The sequence below is a fragment of the Brevibacillus sp. WF146 genome (assembly GCF_001673705.2).
Classification (GTDB): domain Bacteria; phylum Bacillota; class Bacilli; order Brevibacillales; family Brevibacillaceae; genus Brevibacillus; species Brevibacillus thermoruber.
Genome location: NZ_CP109943.1, coordinates 3,397,111 through 3,417,630 on the forward strand (window position 1 = coordinate 3,397,111; position 20,520 = coordinate 3,417,630).

Consider the following 20,520-nt stretch of genomic DNA (forward strand, 5'->3'; position numbering starts at 1 on the left):
GTAAAGTGAAGACAAGGGCACGCAGTTTCAGCCCTTGTCTTCATTGTATTATTTCTTCAAAATCTCCGCCCACTTGTAATCGATCGTCCCAACGGCATGGCGCACGATCCCCTTCACGTTCGGCTGCTCCATGTAGGCCACCGTTCTGAAATAGATCGGAACAATCGGCATGTCCTCCATGAAGATCTTCTCCGCTTCGTGCATCAGCTTGAAGCGCTCGGTTTCGTCAGCCGTGCCGCGGATCTTCTGCACGAGCGCGTCGTACTCCTTATTGCTGTAGTTTACGCGGTTGCCCGGATGGTCCGTGGTATAGAGTTCCAGGAAGTTGTAGGGATCCGCATAGTCAGCCGGAATGGTGGAACGGGAGAACTGGAGCTTGCGTGCGCGCTGCTCCGCCAGGAACACGTTCCATTCCTTGTTTTCCAGCTTCACGTCAACGCCGAGGTTTTTCTTGTACATCTCCTGCAGCACTTGGGCAATCGCCTTGTGCGCGTCACTGGTGTTGTAGGTCATGGTAACGGGTGGCAGGGTGGTCCAGCCTTCCTCTTCCATGCCTTTTTTCAGCAGAGCTTTTGCCTGTTCAACGTCATTGTCCTTAAAGTAGTCCCCGCCCACTTCGCGGAAGTCGCGTCCGTCCGGTTCCAGCAAGCCGGTCGGCACGTGAGCCAAAGCCGGGATTTCGTTGCCTTGCGTGACGTTTTCGATTAAGGCCTTCCGGTCGATCGCCAGGGCAAACGCCTTGCGGATGTTCTTGTTCGTAAACGGCGGCATGGCCGTGTTCATCCGGTAGTAGTAGACGGACGCTTCCGGCATCACTTTGGCTTCCCCTGAATCGATCAGCTGCTTTTTCAGGTCGTTGGGAACGGATTGGACCGCGTCGAGCTGTCCGGTTTTGTACATTTGGTACTGGGTGTTTTCGTCGTTTACCATCACCCAGTCGAGGCCGGCGATCTTGACCGAATCCTTGTCCCAGTAGCCTTCGTTCTTTTCCACTTTCACCGTCTGGTCATGCACCCACTCCGTCATTTTGAACGGTCCGTTGGTAATGAGCGTGGACGCTTCCGCTGCGAAGTTCGGGTTGCTTTCCACCGACTTTTTGTGAACCGGGAAGAACGTCGGCTGCGTGATGATGTTGAGGAAAAAGCCGGTCGGCGCTTTCAGCTTTACTTCCAACGTCTTGTCGTCGAGCGCTTTCACTTTGACGTCGTCTGCGCTTCCCTCACCCTTGTTGAACTTCTCCGCCCCCTCGATAAAATAGGCGAGGAAAGCAGACGGGAAGGCGTTCTTTGGATCGACGATGCGTTTCCATGCGTACTCGAAGTCGTGCGCCGTCACGGGGTCCCCGTTGGACCACTTGCTGTCGCGCAGCGTAAACGTGTACGTTTTTCCGTCGTCGCTGATCGTCCACTTCTCCGCCATGGCCGGCTGCGGCTTGTGATCCTTGTCCAGCCGGACGAGCCCTTCCATGATCGCGTTCAGCACTTCATTGGAGACGCTGTCGTAGCCTTTCGGCGGATCGAGCGACGGCGGCTCCGTTCTCAGATTGAGGCGGAGCTTGGCCGTGGTGTCTGCTTCTCCGCCCGGTTGTGCTGTCTGCCCGCTGTCCGGCTGGCTCGGCGCGGCCGATTGGATGCAGCCGGACACCATCAGCGCAAGCAGCAGGGCGGACGTGCTCAACACTTTCCATCCTTTGCGCAGATTCATTGAAAAAAATCCCCCTTTTTTGTGGTTAATTGTATTCGTCAAACGGCGGCCGCGTTGGGCAGTCGTCCGTTTTACGCACGCAAGACCGTGTTGTCCCGATTGAGCGCAAATCTGGTTTCGATGCGCCCGACAACGGTTCCGCTCATGTTGGTCACGACCAGCTCCGTGTACGCCGCCAGTTCCTTCAGCGGTCCGTCCGTCCCGATCCCTAGCTGCCGCAGCACTTCGTTGACGACGGCGTATATGGCACGGGCTCCTCCGTCCTCGATCTTGACCGCAATGCCCAGCCCGGTCTGCCGGTCCCCCAGACAGTAGACCGCTTCCGCCCCCGCCTTGCCGATCACGCGGCCGCGGAACGCGCGCATCAGATCGGTGCAGTAGCGGTTATTGCCGCCAACCATCTCCGGATGGGCCGTCATCGCGTCGGTGATGCGGCGGACTGCCTGCTGCCGCGACGGGTTGGCAATCACGTCCGGCTTGGCCAGCTTCGCGTACGCCCAGGCATAATGGGCCAGCGGCAGACGGTGGACCGGCACGCCGCAGCCGTCCGTGGCCAGCGTAATCTTCTCCCGCGGATAGCTGGTCAGGTCGCTGACCGCATCGAGGATGCGCTGCTGGACCGGATGGTCCGGGTGATGGTAGGTGGCCACATCTTCTCCCATATGGACGGCGGTGGCAATCATCCCGGCGTGTTTACCCGAGCAGTTGCTGTAAACCGGCGTCAGCGGCTTGCCCTCCCGAAGCAGCTGCTTGTAACTCTCCTCGTCCCGCGGCACGTGTGTTCCGCACTTGAGTGCCGTTTCCGCTTGTCCGCATCGGACCAGCATCGCCAGCGCCCGCTCGCGGTGGCGGGGCTCCCCGCTGTGCGAGGCACAGCACAGCGACAGATCGGCCGGCTCCAGCCCGAAGCGATCCGCCGCTCCCGTCTCCACCACCGGGATCGCCTGAATCGGCTTCATGCTGGAACGGGCGTACGTGAGGCGATAAGGATCGCCGTACCAGTAAAGCAGGGTTCCGTTTGCGTCGACGACAGCTACATGGCCGAGGTGGGAGCTTTCCACCGCTTCCCCTCGGTATACGTTGGCTACCACGTTCATGACTTGTCTCCTTTTGTGTTGAAGTGAAAGAATTCGATTCTTCGTCTCCGAGAAAATAGCAACTTTCGTGCCAACCCAGCTGACACAGACGGAAGATCGTGAAAATTCCTGATATTCTTGCGGTATTTTTCTGAACCCATTGTTTGATCGCTCTTTTTTAGGATAACCTATTATCCCAAACAGGTTGCCCTAAAGTTTTAACAGGTCATGGTCGAGCGTCAATCAGCCGAACACCCCTGAGTCGGACACCCCATTGTTGTTCAAAAACGGTACGAAAAAAACAGCCTTTCGCAAGACTGTTTCCCGTCACATGCCGATGCGCTGTTCGATTTTATGCGCATGCCGCTTGATGCCCTCCACTTCTTTAAACAGCAGGTTCACATCAGCTTGGACGTCCATATGGTTCTTCCGCAAGTCTGTTCGTATGGAGGTGAAATTTTCCGTCATCAAGATGGCGTAGTGCTTGATTGACTCTTTTAGTTCCTCCTGGCCTGTTTTTAGCTGCTCCTGCCCCTTTTCCAGCTGCTTCAGGCGTACGGTCATCTGTTCCTGGCCCTTTTCGACCTGCTCCAGGCGTTCGGCCATTTGCTTCTGACCGTTTTCAACTCCCTCCAGTCGTTCGGCCATTTGCTTCTGGCCATTTTCAAGCTGCTTCAGGCGTACGGTCATCTGTTCCTGGCCCTTTTCGACCCGCTCTAGGCGTTCGGCCATTTGCTTCTGACCGTTTTCAACTCCCTCCAGTCGTTCGGCCATTTGCTTCTGGCCGTTTTCAACTCCCTCCAGTCGTTCGGCCATTTGCTTCTGGCCGTTTTCAACTCCCTCCAGTCGTTCGGCCATTTGCTTCTGGCCATTTTCAAGCTGCTCCAGGCGCACGGTCATCTGTTCCTGGCCCTCTTCGACCCGCTCCAAGCGGCTCTCCAGCCGCTCCAGGCGCACGGCCATCTGCTCCTGCCCCTTTTCAAGCTGATCCAGGCGTTTGGTCGTTTTCTCCAGCCCCTGCTCGACCCGGTCCAGGCGCTGATTCGTCTCGTCCAGTCCGCGCCCGAGGTGATCCAGCCGCACGTTCATCTCGTTTCGAAATTCACGCATGTGGTTCATGAATTCATTCAGGAGCTCCTGCACGCATCCGCACCTCCCCTTTTCTCCCATTCTATCACAGCCTGAACCCAGGGTATCACAGGATAGAGGGCGCCGCAAAAAAAGAAAGACGTACGCGCCGGTACGCCCCTTTTCCCCGTCATTCCGCTAGGCCTGTTTGACTCTCTGCAGATCGGCCTCCACCATCATGTGGATCAGCTCCTGCAATCCCGTTTTGGGTTCCCAGCCCAATTCCCGCTTCGCTTTGGCGGGATTCCCCAGCAGAACGTCCACCTCCGCCGGACGGAACAACTGCGGATCGATCACGAGGTAATCCTGAAAGTCCAACCCCACGTAGTCAAAGGCGATCCTGCACATCTCCTCGACCGTCGTGGTGGTTCCCGTCGCGATCACAAAATCGTCCGGCTTTTGCTGCTGCAGCATCAGCCACATCGCTTCCACGTAATCGCCGGCAAAGCCCCAATCCCGCTTGGCGTGAATGTTTCCCAGCCGGAGTTCCTTTTTCCGGCCTGCCGCGATTTGAGCGACGGTGTGGGTCACCTTCCGCGTCACGAATTCAAGCCCTCTCAGCGGCGACTCGTGGTTGAACAGGATGCCGTTGCTGGCAAACATGCCGAAGCTCTCCCTGTAGTTTTTCGTCATCCAGTAACCGAACAGCTTCGAAACCGCATACGGGCTGCGCGGGTAGAACGGGGTTTGCTCCGACTGCATCGGCTCCTGGATCAGCCCGTACAGTTCGCTGGACGACGCCTGATACATTTTGATGCCCGGGTCCACCTCGCGAATCGCTTCCAGCACGTGCAGCACGCCCATGCCGGTCACCTCGGCGGTCAAGATGGGCTGCTCCCAGGAGGAGCCGACAAAGCTCTGTGCCGCCAGATGGTACACCTCATCCGGTTTAACCGCCTTGACAGCCCGGATCAGCGACGAAAGGTCCAGCACGTCTCCGTCCCTGTATTCCACCTCGTCGGCGATGTTCAGGTATTCCAGTCTCCAGAGGTTGCGGGTGCTTCGCCGCGGGAGCAATCCAGCCACCCGATATCCTTTTTCCAGCAGAAACTTGGCCAGATAAGCCCCATCCTGGCCGGTGATGCCTGTGATGAAGGCTGTTTTCGTCACGGTCTCGCTACTCCTTTTCAGCAAGTGATTGCAGCCTGCGGAGGACGGCCTCCGCGCTGTGTTTCCACGTAAAGGCGGATCGCATCCGCTCGCTTGCCGCGCGCCCCATTGCCTGGACGAGGGCGCGGTTCTCGCTGGCAACGCGCATGGTTTTTTGCAGGTCGTGCTTGTCAACGGACAGCCACCAGGGCGGCCCCACCGTCTCTGGGAGACCCGTTCCCTGCTCGGGGAGTCCAACCACCTCGGCCGGAAGCAAAAAAGCCGTCCGCCCGTCACAGAGATCGCGGCTGGGTCCCTTGTCCGGCACGATGACGGGAAGTCCGCATGCCATCGCCTCCGCAATTGGCAGTCCAAATCCCTCCCCCCGGTACGGGTGAACCAGGCAGTCACAACCCGCATACAAGCCCGCCATCTCCGTTTCGGACAAGTGCCGGTCCAGATAGACAATGCGCGGGCTGCGCGGCCGGGAAGCGGCTTTCCGGATCGCCGTTTGAAACGTCCATCCTTTATAAAAGCTGCCTGCCCCGTTGTCCTTGATCACCAGACAAACATCGTCATCCGCCGTGAATTCGTCCACATAGGCCTGCAGCAAGAGATCGATCCCCTTGCGGACGATGGTTCCGCCGACGAACAGGAAGCGAAACCCTGCCGTCCCCACGCGCATCGGCTTGGCCTCCGGGCGGAAGACCGATTCGTCGACACCCAGCGGAATCACCTGGACCTTTTCTGCCGGAATGCCGCAGCGCACGTAGCATTCCTTGTTGTAGGAGCTGTACACCCAGATTTCGTCGACGTCCTCCTTCAACGGGATGAACCATTCGCGCGGAATGGCTCCATACTCCCAGGCCTGCATGCAGATCCGGCGCTTCCCGGCCGGTTTGCCCCATCCGGGCGTCCACTCGTGAACAACAGCAGCGTCCGCTTCGGAAAACGGCGCAAACGAAGCCGCGCGGGAGGACGGCACCCGCATCATTTCGTCCGGCGGCACTCCCATTCTCAGGAAAAGGCGATGATCTCGTTCCAGCTCCCTGCAGAGATTCCGGTTGACAACAGCGATGCTGTGGCCGGCAAATTGCGGCCCGACCCAGTTGACCCTGATCCGCTCGTTCAACGGCTCACCCCCGGAATCGGAAAATGCCATTCTCCCCCAATATATGGCGCATGTGCAAGGCGGGTTCCGGTTTTCCTGTGACCGCATCGTTCACCAGTACCGACCGCCGGTAATACCCTAACAACAACTGGTACTATCAAGCGGGAGTGAAGCTAGCGATGACCGAACATTGGCAGGACCACTATCAACGCTGGACGACGTTCGCCAACCTCGATCCGGAACTTCGCGCCCAGTTGTACAGCTTGCGGGACGACCCCCACACCCTGGAAGACTGTTTTGCCAGACCGATCGCATTCGGAACCGGCGGCATGCGCGGGGAGCTCGGTCCCGGGATCAACCGGATCAATCTGTACACCGTGCGCAAAGCGTCGGCGGGTCTGGCCCGCTATGTGACCGCACACGGGAAAGCGGCGATGGACGCGGGCGTGGCGATCGCCTACGACAGTCGGCACAAATCCCGGACGTTTGCCGTGGAAGCGGCCAGCGTGCTGGGATGGCACGGCATTCGCGTCCATCTGTTTGACCGCTTGTGCCCTACGCCCCTGCTCTCGTTTGCCGTCCGCCATGTGGGGGCGTTTGCCGGCATTGTCATCACGGCGAGCCACAATCCGCCGGAATACAACGGGTTCAAGGTATACGGCGCAGACGGCGGGCAGATCACGCCGACGACCGCCGAAGCGCTGCTGACGCACATGGAGGAGGCGGGCGACGAGCTGCGGATTGCGGCAGCGGACGAACAGGCGCTCCGGGCAAGCGGCTTATTGCGTACGATCAGCGGCGAGCTGCTGCAGGCGTATCTGGAACGGTTGGAAAGCTGCCGCATCCCGCCAGCCGTCCAATCGGCCGGCGATCCCGTCCGCATCGTGTTCACGCCGCTTCACGGCACCACGTACGAAGCGATCACGAAAGGACTCGACGCGTTTGGCTACCGCCACGTCACGGTCGTAAGGGAGCAGGCCGATCCGGACCCCTCTTTTTTCACCGTCTCCTCCCCTAATCCGGAGGAGCATCAAGCGTTTCGCCTGGCCATTCAGTACGCGAAGAAGGACGGCGCTGACCTGATTCTGGCAACCGATCCGGACGGAGACCGCCTCGGGGTGGCCGTGAAACATCCTCAGGGAGACTACGTCGTTCTGACCGGCAACCAGACCGGAGCGCTCTTGCTGCATTACCTGCTGTCCCAAAAACGGCGAAGCGGCGCTCTTCCGGCAAACGGCGTCGTGTTGAAAACGATCGTCACGTCAGAGATGGGAAGGGCGATTGCGTCTGATTTCGGGCTGGCCACCGTCGACACGCTGACGGGATTCAAATACATTGGCGAGAAAATGGGCGAGTTTGAAAAAACGGGCGCGTACGCCTTCCAGTTTGGCTATGAAGAGAGCTGCGGCTTCCTGATCGCTGATTTCGTCCGCGACAAGGACGCCGTGCAGGCTGCCTTGTTCATGGCCGACGCCTGCGCCTTCCACAAGGCGGAGGGACGAAGCCTGTACGATGCATTGCTCCAGTTGTTCGCCACGTACGGGTACTACATGGAAGACCTGCATGCGATCACCTGCAGGGGCCGGGACGGCATGGCCGCGATGGCGTCCATCCTCTCTCGCCTGCGCAGCCGGCCGCTGACGGAGATAGCCGGAAAAAAGGTGACTGTCGTGGAAGATTATCTGGCGGGCGAACGCAGGGATGTCGCCCTGGGCACAACCGCTCTGCTGACCTTTCCCAAAACCGACGCGCTCAAATACGTGCTGGACGACGCGTCCTGGTTCTGCGTCCGGCCGTCCGGCACGGAACCGAAAATCAAGCTGTATGTCGGCGTCAAGGGTACCTCTCTGGAAGAGGCGGAAAAAAAACTGGCGGCGCTCAAACAAGCGGTCGGGCACCTGTTAAAGACCCCGTAGCCTGTCCTGTCCGGATGGGAACGACAAAGCCTCTGAAGCGGTACAACATCTTCAGAGGCTTTGTTTCATCCGCCTGTGCAATTGGGCGCGAACTAGGATTCCTGCCATTTTTGAAACACGATCAAGCCGTTCCAGTATGTCGGATGACCGTTGCCGGCCGTCCGGACATCCAGCAGGATCCGGTAACGACCGGGCCTGGACGCGATGAAATCGAGGGTGGCTCGGCGCGGATCGGCCCAATTGGTATCGTCAACGAGAATGACACAGCCGTTGGCGAAATAGGGTTCGGCGATCTGCAGCGCCAGCAGTTGATTGTGGTAGTCGTGCGGCCCGTCAAACAGGTAACAGCCGATCAGTTCCTTGTGCACGCGTTTGAAATACTCGACGTAATCCATCTCGTGAAATGCGTGGTTCCCGCTTTTATGCCGCTGAAAATAATACTGGAAACGGTCACGCGGTCCGCCGAATGCCGAAAAGTTGTCGACCCCGATGCAGGTTTTATCGGGATGGTTGGCCAGTCCCGCCAGAAACGTGAATCCGTGCCACACGCCGACATTCACGTAGGCGTGGCCGGGCGCAAGCTGCGAAACGAAGCGGTTCAGGATGGCCCCGATCGCGAAGGTGGACATTTTCGGAATGTCCCACACACTGCGGATGTTTTCCGTCAACCGCAGCCCGTCTGCCGGCAGCACCGTATTGGTTGACTGCAGGGCGAAATCGTCGGCAAAAAACATGTTCCCCGGCAGTTGGTCGATCGGCTGAATCCTGCGAAACGAGATTCCGGCCAAAAAATCGGCATGGTTCATGCGGATTTCTTCCCCTCCTTCCCTTGTGACAGGTTCAGCCCTGAAGCTTCTGAAAGACGCATATGTTCCATCCCATGTAGATCCGCCTGTACGAGGCGGGCAGTTCCGAGGCGAGACGGGTGGGACCCGGCCAGGACGGAACGTCGTCAAACACGACATAGCCTCCCGCCGGGACCATCGGACTCCATGACGAAAAGTCGCGCTTCACCGCCTCGTAATTGTGGTCCGCATCGATAAACAACAGACCGATCGGATGTTTCCTGGGAAAGTGCCAGGAAGCGGCCGACGTATCTCCTTTCAGCGGCTGCACGCATTCCGCCACGCCGGCGTTGGCGAGATTTTGCAGAAACTCTTCGAAAAGCTGGTTTTCTTGGTATCCTTTCAAATAGGCCTGGCAGGTTTGTTCATCAGGCCCCCCGTTTTGCGTACCCTTCCAGGTGTCAACCGCGAATACCCGGCCCGCTCCCCGGTCCTTGACGGCGTGGGCCAGCCAGACGGTAGACCGTCCTTTCCACGATCCCAATTCCACAACCGTGCCGGTGGGCGCATAAAACCGTGTGAGCTGGTATAACACCATGCCCGCTTGATCGCTCACCCATCCCTGGATGGGTGCCACTTTCGCTTGAATTTCCAGCAACCGGGTGTGCAGTGTGGGCGACTGCAGGAAAAAGTGCCCGCTCATTGCCCGCCACCCCCTCACGTAAGTTTTGGCACGTCGCTGCCATTTTTCCGACGATCCTATGATATGCATGCATGTTCGATGCTGCGTGGTTCGTTGGCGGACGGGCGTTAAAATTAGGTGAGTGGGGTCAGATTCGGGGAACGGGTCGCCTGGTTTCGCGGATCCACTCTCTCAGCCGATGCTGCTCTTTCGTAAACACACGGAAAAACGCCGCTTCTTCGCGGGACAGGGGAATGATTTCGTGGGCAAGAAAACTGCACACCCGTTTGTTCAGTTGACTGTCAGGGACAATGACATGCCACGAGGAATAGATTTCAACCCGGTTCTCCGCTTGATCAGAGCGGAGCGGGATTTCCAGCTCAAACAGGTTCGCGGGAATGCGAACGTTTCCGGCAAGCTGGCCGTTGAGCATCACGGTCAACTGCTGAATGTTCTGCGGCTGGGCGGGAACATTCAGGGGAATTTGTCCCTTGAGCAGCAGCGTGTCGAGTGGATGCTCGGGATCGACCTTGATGGACAGGACGAGCTGGATCGGAACCATCCGGTCCGGGTATCGGTTCATTTCCGCCAGCTTCGGGGTATTGCCGAACACCTTGTATGTTTTCACGTCGCGCAGTATCCGGTAGATGCCGTATTTCCGGTATTGGGGGACGTAGTGATCCGCGAACCACGTGTTGGAAATGGCCCCGAAGTGTTTCAGGCTGGTCTCAAGCACCTCCGGTATTCCGACCGATGCCCACTGGGTTCCCGATTTGCTGGAGCCGTGGTATCTGGCGTTGGCCAGGTAGTCTTCAATGGTGCCGATGCGATGCGTTTTGGCAATCCGAATCCACAGGTCGTAATCCATGCAGAAGTTCAGCTTCTCATCCACTCCGCCAACCTCTTCCATCACCTCTTTCCGGATGAAAGCGGACGGCTGGCAGATGTGGCAGCATTCAAACAGTTCCCGGGCATCGACCGGAAGTTTTGGGGGAAACGGGAAGACGGCAACCTTTTGATTGTGTTCGTTGGTGACATAGGCGTTTCCGTGAACCATGCCCCAATCGGGGTGCTCTTGAAGCGCCTTCACCGCTTTCATGACCGCCCCCGCCTCGTACGTATCGTCCGAATTCAGCCAGCCGATGATCTCTCCCCTGGCCAACGCCAGTCCCTTGTTGATCGCGTGGGACTGTCCCCGGTCAGGCTCGGCAACGAAGCGAAAGCGCGTGTCCACCTGGCTGAAATGCTCCAAAACAGCCAGCGTGTCGTCCGTAGATCCGCCGTCGATCACGATGTGCTCCAGATAGGGATAGTCCTGCTGCAGCACGCTCTCAATCGTTTGGCGGATAAATTGCCCCTGATTGAACGACGGCGTAATGATGCTCACCAAGGGAAGATCTTCCGAAGCCACACATATCCCTCCTTCGTTGTAAGAAGTTATGTTTCCCGGCGCGATACGATAACCTATGCGAAGCGGTTCCGCGGCGAGACCGGGCGATTTTCCCGGCAGCCGGACGTGGTGCGGCATTCATTTTCGGCTGATCGAACACAGGAGAACGCACAGCTTTTCGGAAAAACCGAAAAACGATGACACTGCTGTCCAAACCATCCGGGTGAAGAAATCATATCCTACTCTATAAGGCAATGAATGATCATCCGGATGCCTGCCATTTACACGGAGGGGAGAACCTGTAATGGACAATCGTCAAATCTTGAAGCATGCGGTCCGCACTGCCTTGGATTCTCGCAAATTTGACTGGGTCTTCCGCCAGTTTCCCAGCAGACCACAATTGATTGCCGATAAACAGATCGCTCTCGTGCTGGATGTTGGCGCCAATACCGGACAGTACGCCACCAAGCTGAGACAGCAAGGGTATCGCGGCAGAATCGTCTCCTTTGAACCGCTGTCCAAAGAATTTGCCCAATTGCGCCAACGGGCTTCCAGCGATCCCCACTGGGACTGCAAGCAGGTGGCGCTCGGCAGCACGGAGGGCTATACCATCATCAATATCGCCGGCAACTCCTACAGCAGTTCCCTTTTGCCGATGCTGGACCGGCACGTGATCGGCGCTCCCGATTCGCGCTACGTCGGCAGGGAAACCATCGCCATTACGCGTTTGGATTCGCTGCAGCCGTCGCTGATGCACGCGCACGAACGCGTCTATCTCAAGCTGGACGTCCAGGGATACGAACTGGAGGTACTCAAGGGGGCCGCACGGACGCTGCCCCAAGTGGACATCTTGGAAATGGAACTGTCGCTTGTCCCCTTGTACCAGCACCAATTGCTGTACCCGGCCATGATTGACTACGTGGATCGCTTGGGTTTTGATCTGCTCTATCTGGAAAGGGATTTTGCAGACTACACCACAGGGGAAGTGCTTCAGGTAAACGGCATCTTTGTGCGGAGGTAGACGGTCATGCACCCTTTTACTCATACGGAAGTGTCGTTGAACGATGTCACCATGACGCTTGTGACAAACCTGGAAGATAACATCACCGGCGCCGAATTTCGGAGCGGGAAGAAGCTGTGGTCGGACGCGCTGGATCACGCGCGAAAGGTTCTCAAACGCAAGGACCGGATTCTCTACGCCGGCGGCCATATCGGCTCGGCGGCGATTTTCCTGGCCAAGGTGGAGCCAACCGCCATGATCTATTGTTTTGAACCTGACCCGGTCAATTACTCGCTGTTGACGATGAACCTGGTGATCAACCAGGTGCGCAACGTCCACGCGTTTCCGTTCGCAGCGGGAAAAAAACAGGGGTTTATCCCTTTTTACAAAAGCGATTGGGATTCATCCGACCACCGCTGCGCCATGCCCCGACTGGACGATGCGGACGTCTCCATTTTTCACGGCATCCCCTACCACATCCCGATGGTGCAGCCCCCGGAATTTCTCAAAGAGAGTTATCGCAACCAAGCTCCAGACTCGTTTGACTTGATCGTGACCGACACCCAGGGGGCGGACTTTGACATTTTGGAGGCCTGTTTGCCGATGATTGGCCCGCATACCAGCGTGATCGCGGAATATTCGCCCTACCACCTGTACCGCCACGGCACCTCCAAGCAGCAGGTCGAACGCCTGCTTCGCCTGTTTTCCCGGGCGGAAATCGTGAACTCGCTGGTCGAGGATGTCAAGCCCGCCCCCGTTACCGTTGACAGTCTGCTTTCGTTCTATGATGACCATTGCAAACAGTACAGCGGCTATGTGGACATCTGGTTGACTTCACACCCAGGCCCATCTCGCAAATAGGAGAGTGAGACCCATGGACACCCAATCGCTTCCGCTTGTGAGCGTCATCACCCCCTCCTATAACCAAGGGACGTATATCAGGGAAACCATCGAGAGTGTGCTGCAGCAGGATTATCCGCATGTGGAACACATCGTGATCGACGGCGGATCTACGGACAACACGTTTGCGATTCTCTCCCAATACAACCGGCAGAGCGAGAAATTCCGCTTCGTGTCCGAACCGGACCGCGGCCAGTCCCACGCGATCAACAAAGGCTTGTCTGTCGCGCAGGGAGAGATTATCGGATGGCTGAATTCGGACGACACGTATCTGCCTGGCGCCATCCGCAAAGCGGTTCAAGCCCTGATGGCAAACCCCCACTGGGGGATGGTGCACGGAAACGGCTACTGTGCGAACGAGCGAAACCTGCCGATCAGGCCGTTTCCCGTCAAGCCGCAAGATCGGCAAAAACTGTTTGAACGGTGCAACATCCTGCAGCCTGCCGCCTTCATCCGAAAACAGGTCTTGTACGAGGTGGGGGGCCTGGATGAATCGCTCAGCTTCTGCATGGACTACGACTTGTGGATTCGCATCGCGAAGCACCACCCCATCGGCTATGTGCCCGATTACTGGGCAAAAGCCAGGTATCACGCCGCATCCAAATCGGTCAACCAGTGGCCGACGGTAGGGCTCCAGGAAGTGTTCAGGACGAGCGCCAAGCATTACGGCACCGTGTCAAACGACTGGGTGCTGGAATACCTGTACTTTCACCACAACAAGGGCGTTTTTCCGCTGCTGACCTTTTTTCGGGCGCACGCGGTTTTTGGCGGGGCGCCGCGGATCACAGCGATGAACCGCTACCCGGACATGTGGGTCCCGCCCAGATTTCACGTCTCGATTCAATCCGATCCGCAGGCTCCCGCGCACACGCTGCTGATCAGGGGCAGCAGACTGGGCAGTCCGCCGTCTTCCCATCCTGCTTTCCTGCATTACGTGATAAACGGCAGCCTGACGGGAAGGATTGCCGTGAGCGGAACGACATTCACGGTGGAACTTCCGCTCCCGCCGGACAGGACGAACCATGAGGTGGACATTTTCGCATCGTGGAACGTGAAGATTGGGTCCCCGGCAAATCCGCGCGTCATCAGTTTTTTGGCCGATCAGGTGCTTCCTCTCACGTATCAGGAGCTGCAGTTTTACCGGGCGTATCTGGCAAATCCCGCCGGAATCGCACAGTGGGTCCGGGATCATCGCACTCCTGTTCCCCGGCTGTAACCTGCAGTCCGCCGCATGCGGTCGGCACGCCCCCCATCATCGCATACCGCCTCATCCAAACGGATACGGGGTGCTTGGCCCAATGGCAAGCACCCCGTTTTTTCCTTCGCCGCCCCCTGCCGCTATGTGCATCCAGCCAGTTTCAGCAGCTCGGCCAGGCGCCCCAGATCGACGACGATATCGTCTTGGATGTGGTGCCGGATGGACCACACATCGTAGACCAATTCCCGCTTCTCGCCGAGCAGGTAGTAGTAATCCAGATCGCAGTGACAACTGATCATCCAGTACGTTTGGCGAACCCAGTGCGGAGAGAAAAACTCCACCACTTTCGTTCCCGGCCGGCAGAAGACAATATTGGCAAGGCCCGCCCCGTGCGGTGCGACAATCACCTGTGCCGATGCAAACATGCGCACCTGTTCGGCGACCGAATACTCTTCACAATGGATGCGGGTAAATCCGTGCCGTTCCAGGAAAGCAACCACTTCCTCTTCATTGCGCACGTGTCGGTAACGTGCCCCAGAGCGGCTGATATAGAGGCGGTGTTCCCCCTTCCTGCCGGACACGGCTGTCCGCCACCCGGCGAACCGTTCGCGCAGAAAGTCGCACACCCATTTTTGCACGTGGCCCGAATATTCCACCGGCGGGGTAATGACCAGGTTGGACGCGCAGATGTGGGTATCGCTTCTGCATTCGATCAGCCGATCAGGTGTTACTCCGAGTGCGGCAAGCGTCTCATCTTGAAACAGCTGGCGCTTTTGATTGATCAGGTATTTGTCGACGGTGATCCCCTCTCGCTGCAGAAGTTCCATCCGCGCCAATACGTCGAACATCCAAAAAAAATAATTGGAACTTCCCACATATGTCAACAGCGCTGCGGTCCCGGGCAGACGTGTGACGGGCGGCAGCCGCTTCTGCTCAAAGACGGAATGCTCCTGCGGCAGCCGGTACATCTCATGGGAGACATCCCATACCAGTTTGTTGTCCGGACTGATCACCGCGCCGTTCTCCCCCCACACTCTTCCGTCCGGCATGAAGGCAATGTAGTAGGGCAGCGGTTCGCCGTACATCGTCCACATCAAAGGGTCGATCGGCTGCTGGAAACGGCCGGGATCATAGTGAAACGGTTCTACCGGACATTTCCGATACACGCCCGCCGCACTTTTCTGATCCGGATACGCTGCTGCCGCCCAATCCGCCGTGGAGTTGTAAAAATCACGGGGAGGAGCGACACCATCATCCCATCGTTCCATATGTTCCCCTCCGATCAGTCGTAAACGTGCAGGGCTGCTAGCCTCTTTGCGCCCGCTGCGCGACGTACCACGCAATCGTCCTGCGCAATCCCTCACGCAGCGACACCCGGGCCTGAAACCCGAAGTACTCCTTGGCCTTCCGGACATCGAGGCATCTGCGCGGCTGTCCGTCCGGCTTCCCGGAATCCCAGCGAATCTCGCCCGTAAAGCCCGTTTCCCTGGCGATCAGCTCCGCCAGGTCTTTGATGGAGATTTCCTCTCCCGTGCCGATGTTGACCGGCTGATCGCCGTCGTAATGCTCCGCCGCCAGCACGATGGCTTCCGCGGCGTCCTCGACATAGAGAAATTCGCGCGTGACCTGTCCCGTCCCCCAGACGACGATGTGATCGTCGTTACGCTCCTTGGCCTCCACACACTTGCGGATCAACGCCGGAATCACATGGGACGTCTCCAGATCAAAGTTGTCGCGCGGCCCGTACAGGTTGACGGGGAGCAAAAAAATCGAGTTGAACCCGTATTGCTGCCGGTAGGCCTGACTTTGCACCAGGAGCATCTTCTTGGCCAACCCGTAGGGAGCGTTTGTTTCTTCCGGATAGCCGTCCCACAATGCTTCTTCCCGGAACGGAACAGCAGCGTGCTTGGGATAGGAACAGATCGTTCCGCAGGCCACGAATTTTTCCACGCCGCCGATCCTGGCCGCTTCCATCAGATGGATGCCCATGGACAAGTTGTCGTAAAAAAAAGCCCCCGGATTTTTGCGGTTTGCTTCAATTCCGCCAACCGAAGCCGCCAGGTGAATGACCAAATCAGGCTTTGTCTGCTCGATGAGCGACATGGCCGTCTGCTGCTTGCGCAAATCGTAATCCCGGCTTCGCGGGACGATGATACGGCCGCAGCCTGCCGCCCTCAGCCGTTCCACCACGTGGGAACCGAGAAAGCCCGAGCCTCCGGTCACCATGATGGTCTTGTCAATCCAGCGTTTCATGCTCCTCCCTCCTGCTCGTCACGGTTTACCCGCCGCATGATCTCTTCCCACGAGAGACACAGGCGGACGATGTCGTCTTCCACCAGGCTGCTTCCCATCTGCACTTCGATGATATCCAGGTTGGCAGCGGCCTTGATCGCGTGCTTGGCCCCGACCGGGATTTCCAGCACGTCCCCGGCCCGGACATGCCGCAGACGATCGTTCAACACAAATTCACCCTCGCCGGCGACGATTACCCACACTTCGCTGCGATGTCGATGATACTGGTAGCTCAGGTTCCGCTGCGCATCGATGTGAAGCCGCTTTGTCAATACCTCGGCCCCGCTGTCCATGGTTTGGTAGCCGATCGCTTGATACCACCCCCAGCGGCGCTCTTCAAACATCGGACGGTGGTTCCACTCTTTTGCAATCTCTTTGACGAGATGGCTTTTGGCTTTATCCGATACCAGGATGCCGTCGGGACTGGCCGCCACCACCACGTCGGAGGTTCCAATCACGACAACGGGCAGGTCCAATTCATTGATCACGTGGGTATTGGTACACCCGTTGTCCAGGTGCCCTTTCCCGACGAGATTGACAGTCATTTCCTCCGTGATGGTGTTCCAGGTCCCCAAATCCTTCCAATACCCATCGTACGGAATGACGACGACCCGCTCCGCTTTCTCCACCACCTCGTAGTCAAAGCTGATGGCGGGCAGTTGTTCGTACTGCTGAACCAGCGTGTCGTACATGACGGAATATCCTCTTTTTTCCAATTCGTTGATGATATACCCCAGGCGGAATGCAAACACGCCGCAGTTCCAGAGCGCACGCCGCTTCAACAGCCGCTTTGCCTGTTCTTCTGACGGCTTTTCCGTAAACGAACGGACGCGGTACGGCTGCGGTTGTATTCGGTCGGCTTTCTCCTCAGCGGGGACGATGTAGCCGTATTTTGTCGATGGATACGTGGGCGTAACCCCGATCAGCGAGAGATCAGCTCCCGATTGATCGAGCACTTCCTCCAGCCGCTTGATCATCGCGAAAAAATCATCCCCGACGTATGAATCGACAGGCATGACCGTGACGGTTTCCTGAAGATCAACGCCCTCTTTGGAGTACAAAAAGCTCGCGGCCAGCGCGATCGCGGGAAACGTATCACGCTGCTTGGGTTCAAGGATGAGCGGCACCGTCGTCCCCAACTGGTTCTGAATCAGGTCCGCCTGCGTTTTGCTGGTGGAAACGTACAGAGAATCAAGCAAGCCGTTGGCATCCAACTGCCTCCACAGCCGTTGCACCATGGATTCCAACTCGCCGTTCGGATTGCGCAGCATTTTCAGAAACTGTTTGGACCGCACATCGTTCGATAACGGCCACAGCCGCTTTCCGGACCCTCCTGATAGCAATATGAGTTTCATCCACTGCACCTCTGTCCGATTGTTGTCTTGGCCTGCACTATTTTATGAACAAGGAAAGAGGGGTGATATCGAAACGGACAAAAATAGGTATTCTCTCTTCAGCCGGGATGAACGGCCGCATAATGAAGCTGTCCCGTTTCAAAACGACGGTTTCGCACATATCATATTCAATGGCACAGTGACACGAGTTGCTTCCACCAAACTCTGCATGACCTGCCGGGGTCATGAAAGGAGAGGAACGGGTTTGTATCCTTTTTCGATCGCACACGTGACGTTGAACAATCTCACCATTCAGTTGATCACCCATCTCGATGACAAAGTGGCGGGAGCCGGTTTTCGCAGCGGAAACCGCCTCTGGAGCGATTCGCTGGAACATGCGCGCAGCCTGTTAAAGCCGAAATGCCGTGTTCTCTATGCCGGGGGCCATCTTGGCTCCGCGGCCATCTATCTGGCAAAGGCTGAGCCGTCAGCGACCATCTACTGCTTTGAGCCTGATCCGCTCAATTTCGCCCTGTTGACGGTGAACCTTCATCTCAACCAGGTTCAGAACATTCATGCGTTTCCCTACGCACTGGGAAAAAGCGGGCAGTACATCTCGTTTTTCAAGAGCGCCTGGGACTCGTCCGATCACCGATGTGCCATGCCGAAAAGCAGCGACATGGAAGTGTCGATCTTCCGCAGCCTGCCGTACAAGATCCAGATGGTCAATCCCGTGGAGATTTTCAAGCAGTGTTACGGCGTCAGCTTTCCCCCGCTGATGGATCTGATCGTGATTGACACGCAGGGTGCCGACTTCGCCATCATCGAAGCATGCATGCCGCTGGTGAGCCAGGACACGACGATCATTGCGGAGTACTCCCCTTATCACCTGTACCGGTACGGCACCACCAGGGAAGACGCCGCGCGGGTGCTGCAGCATTTTTCGCGGATCGAGCTCAGCCGTGAGCAACCTGTTTCCGTCCAACAGCTTTTGGCGATCTACGACGATTACTACGCCCAGTACAAAGGCTTCTACGACATCTGTCTGAGAAAATGAAAGGAGGCTTTCTTCCATGGGAGGAACGTGGACCGAAGACGACATCCGCGAGGCCATCAGCGATGACATTGTCTCAGGCGAGAAGCGTCATCAAAACGGGCGGATATGCTGCTGGAAACGGCCGCGATCCTCAACAGCGACGAGTCGTTCATGCTGTTTAACGGCCCGCCGGATGCAAGACCCGGTACCCCCTTTTCCACCCGCATTCCATTTGGCAAGGGAGTGAGACGTATGTCCCAACAGGATCTTCCTCTCGTCAGTATCATCACCCCCTCCTACAATCAGGCCGGCTTTATCGCGGAAACCATCCAAAGCGTTTTGAACCAGGACTACCCGAACATCGAGCACATCGTGGTGGACGGAGGATCGACGGACGGCACGGCCGCCCTCCTGCAGCAGTACAGCGATCGGGGGGAGCGGTTCCGCTTCGTGTCGGAGCCTGACCGGGGCCAGTCCCACGCGGTCAACAAAGGGGTGGCCATGGCAAAGGGGGAGATTATCGGTTGGCTGAACTCCGACGATACGTATGTGGCGGGAGCGGTCCGGAAAGCCGTACAGGCATTGCGGCAGCATCCGGAATGGGCCATGGTGCACGGCAACTGCTTTGTCATCAACAAGAACAGCCGCTCATCTTCCTCGCTCACCGTCAGCCCCGCCACGCTCCAACGGCTGTATGAGAGCTGCTGCGTCTGCCAGCCCGCCGCGTTTTTCCGCAAGCATGTGTTTCAACAGGTGGGGGGTGTGGACGAATCCCTTCATTTTTGCATGGATTACGACTTATGGATTCGGATTGCCAAACACTACACCATCGGGTACATCCCCGAGCATCTGGCAAATACCCGAGTTCACGAGAGCTCCAAAACCGCTACCCAATGGCACTCGGTCGGGATTCCGGAAGTGCTGCAAACCGTCGTCAAGCACTTCGGAACAATCTCGAATACGTGGATGAGGTACGCGGCCCCCTACCTGCGCATGGGCGCCTTCTCCCTGCTGCGCCAAATCAAGGCCAACGCCTCCTGCAAACATACTCCCAAGGTCACGCACATGAACCGGTACAAGGATTTGTGGGTCCCGCCCATGTTCACGGTTGCCGTGGAAGCAGATCTGAGCAGCCCGGCGCACCTGCTGCTTGTCAGGGGAAGATCGTCCCAGCACATCCCTACCCCGAACGAGCAGGGGGTCAATTTCCAGTGTTCGGTCGTGGTCAACGGACGGCTGGCAGCTGTTCACCAGATCACGACGCCGTCGTTCTCGCTGGAGGTGCCGCTTGACAGGAGCCGGCTGAAAAACGAGGTGGCGATTTTTTCTTCGCGGTTTGTCTCGCTTGCGAATCAGGTGTACCCGATGAAGAGGCAGGTCAGCTTCGTCGCGGAGGATGTGCTTCCCCTTTCTCTCGATGAAGCACGGCTCTATCAAACGGTTCAGCATGCGTCCCGCACGTCGTAGCCGTCCCCTTCAGCCCATGTACATTTTGGTCTCGATCACGGCCGCCGCGCCTGCAACGGCGAGAATGAGCAGCAAGGGAAAGGAGGCCGGTACATAGACGTAAAGAGCGACGACTGCCGCCGCCGCCCAAATGCCCACGCACCAATGGCAGCTAAGCAGCATGCCCAGCCAGCGGCGGAAGCCTTCCCCCCGAAAATGGATGTGCCGGATCAGTTGGCCGGCTGCGTCGGTTTCATACTTCTCCGTAAAAAAAGGCGCTCTCAGAAACGAGGTGATTTCGTCAAACACGATCAAGTGGGTCAGGCGAAAACTGGCCAGCACCAGAATCGCCAAATCCAGCCACGAAACGCCTCCCATTATTCCCACTCCTTTTCCTGATCCTTTCTTGTTCTCTCCATCTTACTTCGCGTAC

18 protein-coding genes are annotated in these 20,520 nt (G+C 57.6%); 6 read left to right on the plus strand and 12 right to left on the minus strand.

The genetic code is table 11. The features are described 5' to 3' along the window. Positions 1-48 precede the first annotated feature (48 nt). From A6764_RS16875 to A6764_RS16895, 5 genes are all read right to left on the minus strand, one after another. Positions 49-1,704 (minus strand): peptide ABC transporter substrate-binding protein, encoded by a 1,656-nt coding sequence (locus A6764_RS16875; RefSeq protein WP_029097538.1) that lies wholly within the window; start codon positions 1,702-1,704, stop codon positions 49-51. A gap of 71 nt (positions 1,705-1,775) precedes the next feature. Further along, positions 1,776-2,801, minus strand: coding sequence for an asparaginase (locus A6764_RS16880; protein WP_029097539.1), 1,026 nt, complete (start codon positions 2,799-2,801; stop codon positions 1,776-1,778). 306 nt (positions 2,802-3,107) lie between these two features. Then, positions 3,108-3,923, minus strand: a complete 816-nt coding sequence (locus tag A6764_RS16885) for a hypothetical protein (protein ID WP_065068112.1) — start codon at positions 3,921-3,923, stop codon at positions 3,108-3,110. A gap of 123 nt (positions 3,924-4,046) precedes the next feature. Beyond that, positions 4,047-5,018, minus strand: a complete 972-nt coding sequence (gene gmd, locus A6764_RS16890) for a GDP-mannose 4,6-dehydratase (protein WP_065068111.1) — start codon at positions 5,016-5,018, stop codon at positions 4,047-4,049. A 7-nt stretch (positions 5,019-5,025) separates the two neighbouring features. Beyond that, a complete protein-coding gene (locus A6764_RS16895) occupies positions 5,026-6,129 on the minus strand; it encodes a glycosyltransferase (protein ID WP_264622293.1) in 1,104 nt (367 codons plus the stop codon). A 158-nt stretch (positions 6,130-6,287) separates the two neighbouring features. Here A6764_RS16895 and A6764_RS16900 point away from each other — a divergent pair, with 158 nt between their 5' ends. Next, entirely contained in the window at positions 6,288-8,024 is a 1,737-nt protein-coding gene (locus A6764_RS16900; protein WP_065068109.1) for a phospho-sugar mutase, read from the plus strand. Between the two features lie 92 nt (positions 8,025-8,116). On the opposite strand, the gene A6764_RS16905 is transcribed toward A6764_RS16900, so the two are convergent. The 3 genes from A6764_RS16905 to A6764_RS16915 all read right to left on the minus strand — a co-directional run bounded on the left by A6764_RS16905 (position 8,117) and on the right by A6764_RS16915 (position 10,902). Beyond that, positions 8,117-8,830: a class I SAM-dependent methyltransferase gene (locus A6764_RS16905; RefSeq protein WP_065068108.1), complete on the minus strand. Its 714-nt coding sequence runs from the start codon at positions 8,828-8,830 to the stop codon at positions 8,117-8,119. A gap of 34 nt (positions 8,831-8,864) precedes the next feature. Beyond that, positions 8,865-9,512, minus strand: a complete 648-nt coding sequence (locus tag A6764_RS16910) for a class I SAM-dependent methyltransferase (RefSeq protein ID WP_065068107.1) — start codon at positions 9,510-9,512, stop codon at positions 8,865-8,867. Between the two features lie 127 nt (positions 9,513-9,639). Further along, complete coding sequence (locus tag A6764_RS16915; RefSeq protein WP_065068106.1) at positions 9,640-10,902, minus strand: glycosyltransferase family 2 protein; 1,263 nt, start codon at positions 10,900-10,902, stop codon at positions 9,640-9,642. Between the two features lie 283 nt (positions 10,903-11,185). On the opposite strand from A6764_RS16915, the gene A6764_RS16920 reads away from it, so the two are divergent. From A6764_RS16920 to A6764_RS16930, 3 genes are read left to right on the plus strand one after another with little or no spacing between them, the layout of a single operon-like run. Further along, complete coding sequence (locus A6764_RS16920) at positions 11,186-11,902, plus strand: FkbM family methyltransferase (protein ID WP_065068105.1); 717 nt, start codon at positions 11,186-11,188, stop codon at positions 11,900-11,902. 6 nt (positions 11,903-11,908) lie between these two features. Further along, a complete protein-coding gene (locus A6764_RS16925; protein WP_065068104.1) occupies positions 11,909-12,742 on the plus strand; it encodes an FkbM family methyltransferase in 834 nt (277 codons plus the stop codon). 13 nt (positions 12,743-12,755) lie between these two features. After that, positions 12,756-13,997 carry a glycosyltransferase family 2 protein gene (locus tag A6764_RS16930; RefSeq protein ID WP_065068103.1) on the plus strand — a complete coding sequence of 414 codons (1,242 nt, stop codon included), beginning with the start codon at positions 12,756-12,758 and terminating at the stop codon, positions 13,995-13,997. A 122-nt stretch (positions 13,998-14,119) separates the two neighbouring features. Here A6764_RS16930 and A6764_RS16935 read toward each other — a convergent pair whose 3' ends face one another. Genes A6764_RS16935 through A6764_RS16945 form a run of 3 tightly spaced genes read right to left on the minus strand, consistent with a single transcriptional unit; the run spans position 14,120 to position 17,626 of the window. Then, a complete protein-coding gene (locus A6764_RS16935) occupies positions 14,120-15,247 on the minus strand; it encodes a glycosyltransferase family 61 protein (RefSeq protein ID WP_065068102.1) in 1,128 nt (375 codons plus the stop codon). Between the two features lie 37 nt (positions 15,248-15,284). Further along, on the minus strand, positions 15,285-16,232 hold the full coding sequence (locus A6764_RS16940; protein ID WP_065068101.1) for a GDP-L-fucose synthase family protein: 948 nt from the start codon (positions 16,230-16,232) through the stop codon (positions 15,285-15,287). Further along, a complete protein-coding gene (locus A6764_RS16945; protein ID WP_065068100.1) occupies positions 16,229-17,626 on the minus strand; it encodes a sugar phosphate nucleotidyltransferase in 1,398 nt (465 codons plus the stop codon). The genes A6764_RS16940 and A6764_RS16945 overlap by 4 nt, the downstream gene beginning before the upstream one ends. Before the next feature lie 244 nt (positions 17,627-17,870). Between A6764_RS16945 and A6764_RS16950 the strand changes: the two genes are divergently transcribed. Together A6764_RS16950 and A6764_RS16955 are read left to right on the plus strand one after the other, a co-directional pair. Next, the gene (locus A6764_RS16950) at positions 17,871-18,662 is read left to right on the plus strand and encodes an FkbM family methyltransferase (protein ID WP_065068099.1); all 792 of its coding nucleotides are present in this window, start codon (positions 17,871-17,873) and stop codon (positions 18,660-18,662) included. 231 nt (positions 18,663-18,893) lie between these two features. Further along, positions 18,894-20,108 (plus strand): glycosyltransferase family 2 protein, encoded by a 1,215-nt coding sequence (locus A6764_RS16955; RefSeq protein ID WP_065068117.1) that lies wholly within the window; start codon positions 18,894-18,896, stop codon positions 20,106-20,108. 9 nt (positions 20,109-20,117) lie between these two features. On the opposite strand, the gene A6764_RS16960 is transcribed toward A6764_RS16955, so the two are convergent. Beyond that, entirely contained in the window at positions 20,118-20,465 is a 348-nt protein-coding gene (locus tag A6764_RS16960) for a DUF1360 domain-containing protein (protein WP_065068098.1), read from the minus strand. Between the last annotated feature and the right edge of the window lie 55 nt (positions 20,466-20,520).

Bases quoted from the DNA above. Each gene is read 5' to 3' on its own strand.
- A6764_RS16875 (WP_029097538.1), bottom strand. From the start codon at position 1,704: ATGAATCTGCGCAAAGGATGGAAAGTGTTGAGCACGTCCGCCCTGCTG.
- A6764_RS16955 (WP_065068117.1), top strand. From the start codon at position 18,894: ATGTCCCAACAGGATCTTCCTCTCGTCAGTATCATCACCCCCTCCTAC.
- A6764_RS16910 (WP_065068107.1), bottom strand. From the start codon at position 9,512: ATGAGCGGGCACTTTTTCCTGCAGTCGCCCACACTGCACACCCGGTTG.
- A6764_RS16925 (WP_065068104.1), top strand. From the start codon at position 11,909: ATGCACCCTTTTACTCATACGGAAGTGTCGTTGAACGATGTCACCATG.
- A6764_RS16900 (WP_065068109.1), top strand. From the start codon at position 6,288: ATGACCGAACATTGGCAGGACCACTATCAACGCTGGACGACGTTCGCC.
- A6764_RS16880 (WP_029097539.1), bottom strand. From the start codon at position 2,801: ATGAACGTGGTAGCCAACGTATACCGAGGGGAAGCGGTGGAAAGCTCC.
- A6764_RS16940 (WP_065068101.1), bottom strand. From the start codon at position 16,232: ATGAAACGCTGGATTGACAAGACCATCATGGTGACCGGAGGCTCGGGC.
- A6764_RS16920 (WP_065068105.1), top strand. From the start codon at position 11,186: ATGGACAATCGTCAAATCTTGAAGCATGCGGTCCGCACTGCCTTGGAT.
- A6764_RS16930 (WP_065068103.1), top strand. From the start codon at position 12,756: ATGGACACCCAATCGCTTCCGCTTGTGAGCGTCATCACCCCCTCCTAT.
- A6764_RS16935 (WP_065068102.1), bottom strand. From the start codon at position 15,247: ATGGAACGATGGGATGATGGTGTCGCTCCTCCCCGTGATTTTTACAAC.
- A6764_RS16905 (WP_065068108.1), bottom strand. From the start codon at position 8,830: ATGAACCATGCCGATTTTTTGGCCGGAATCTCGTTTCGCAGGATTCAG.
- A6764_RS16960 (WP_065068098.1), bottom strand. From the start codon at position 20,465: ATGGGAGGCGTTTCGTGGCTGGATTTGGCGATTCTGGTGCTGGCCAGT.
- A6764_RS16945 (WP_065068100.1), bottom strand. From the start codon at position 17,626: ATGAAACTCATATTGCTATCAGGAGGGTCCGGAAAGCGGCTGTGGCCG.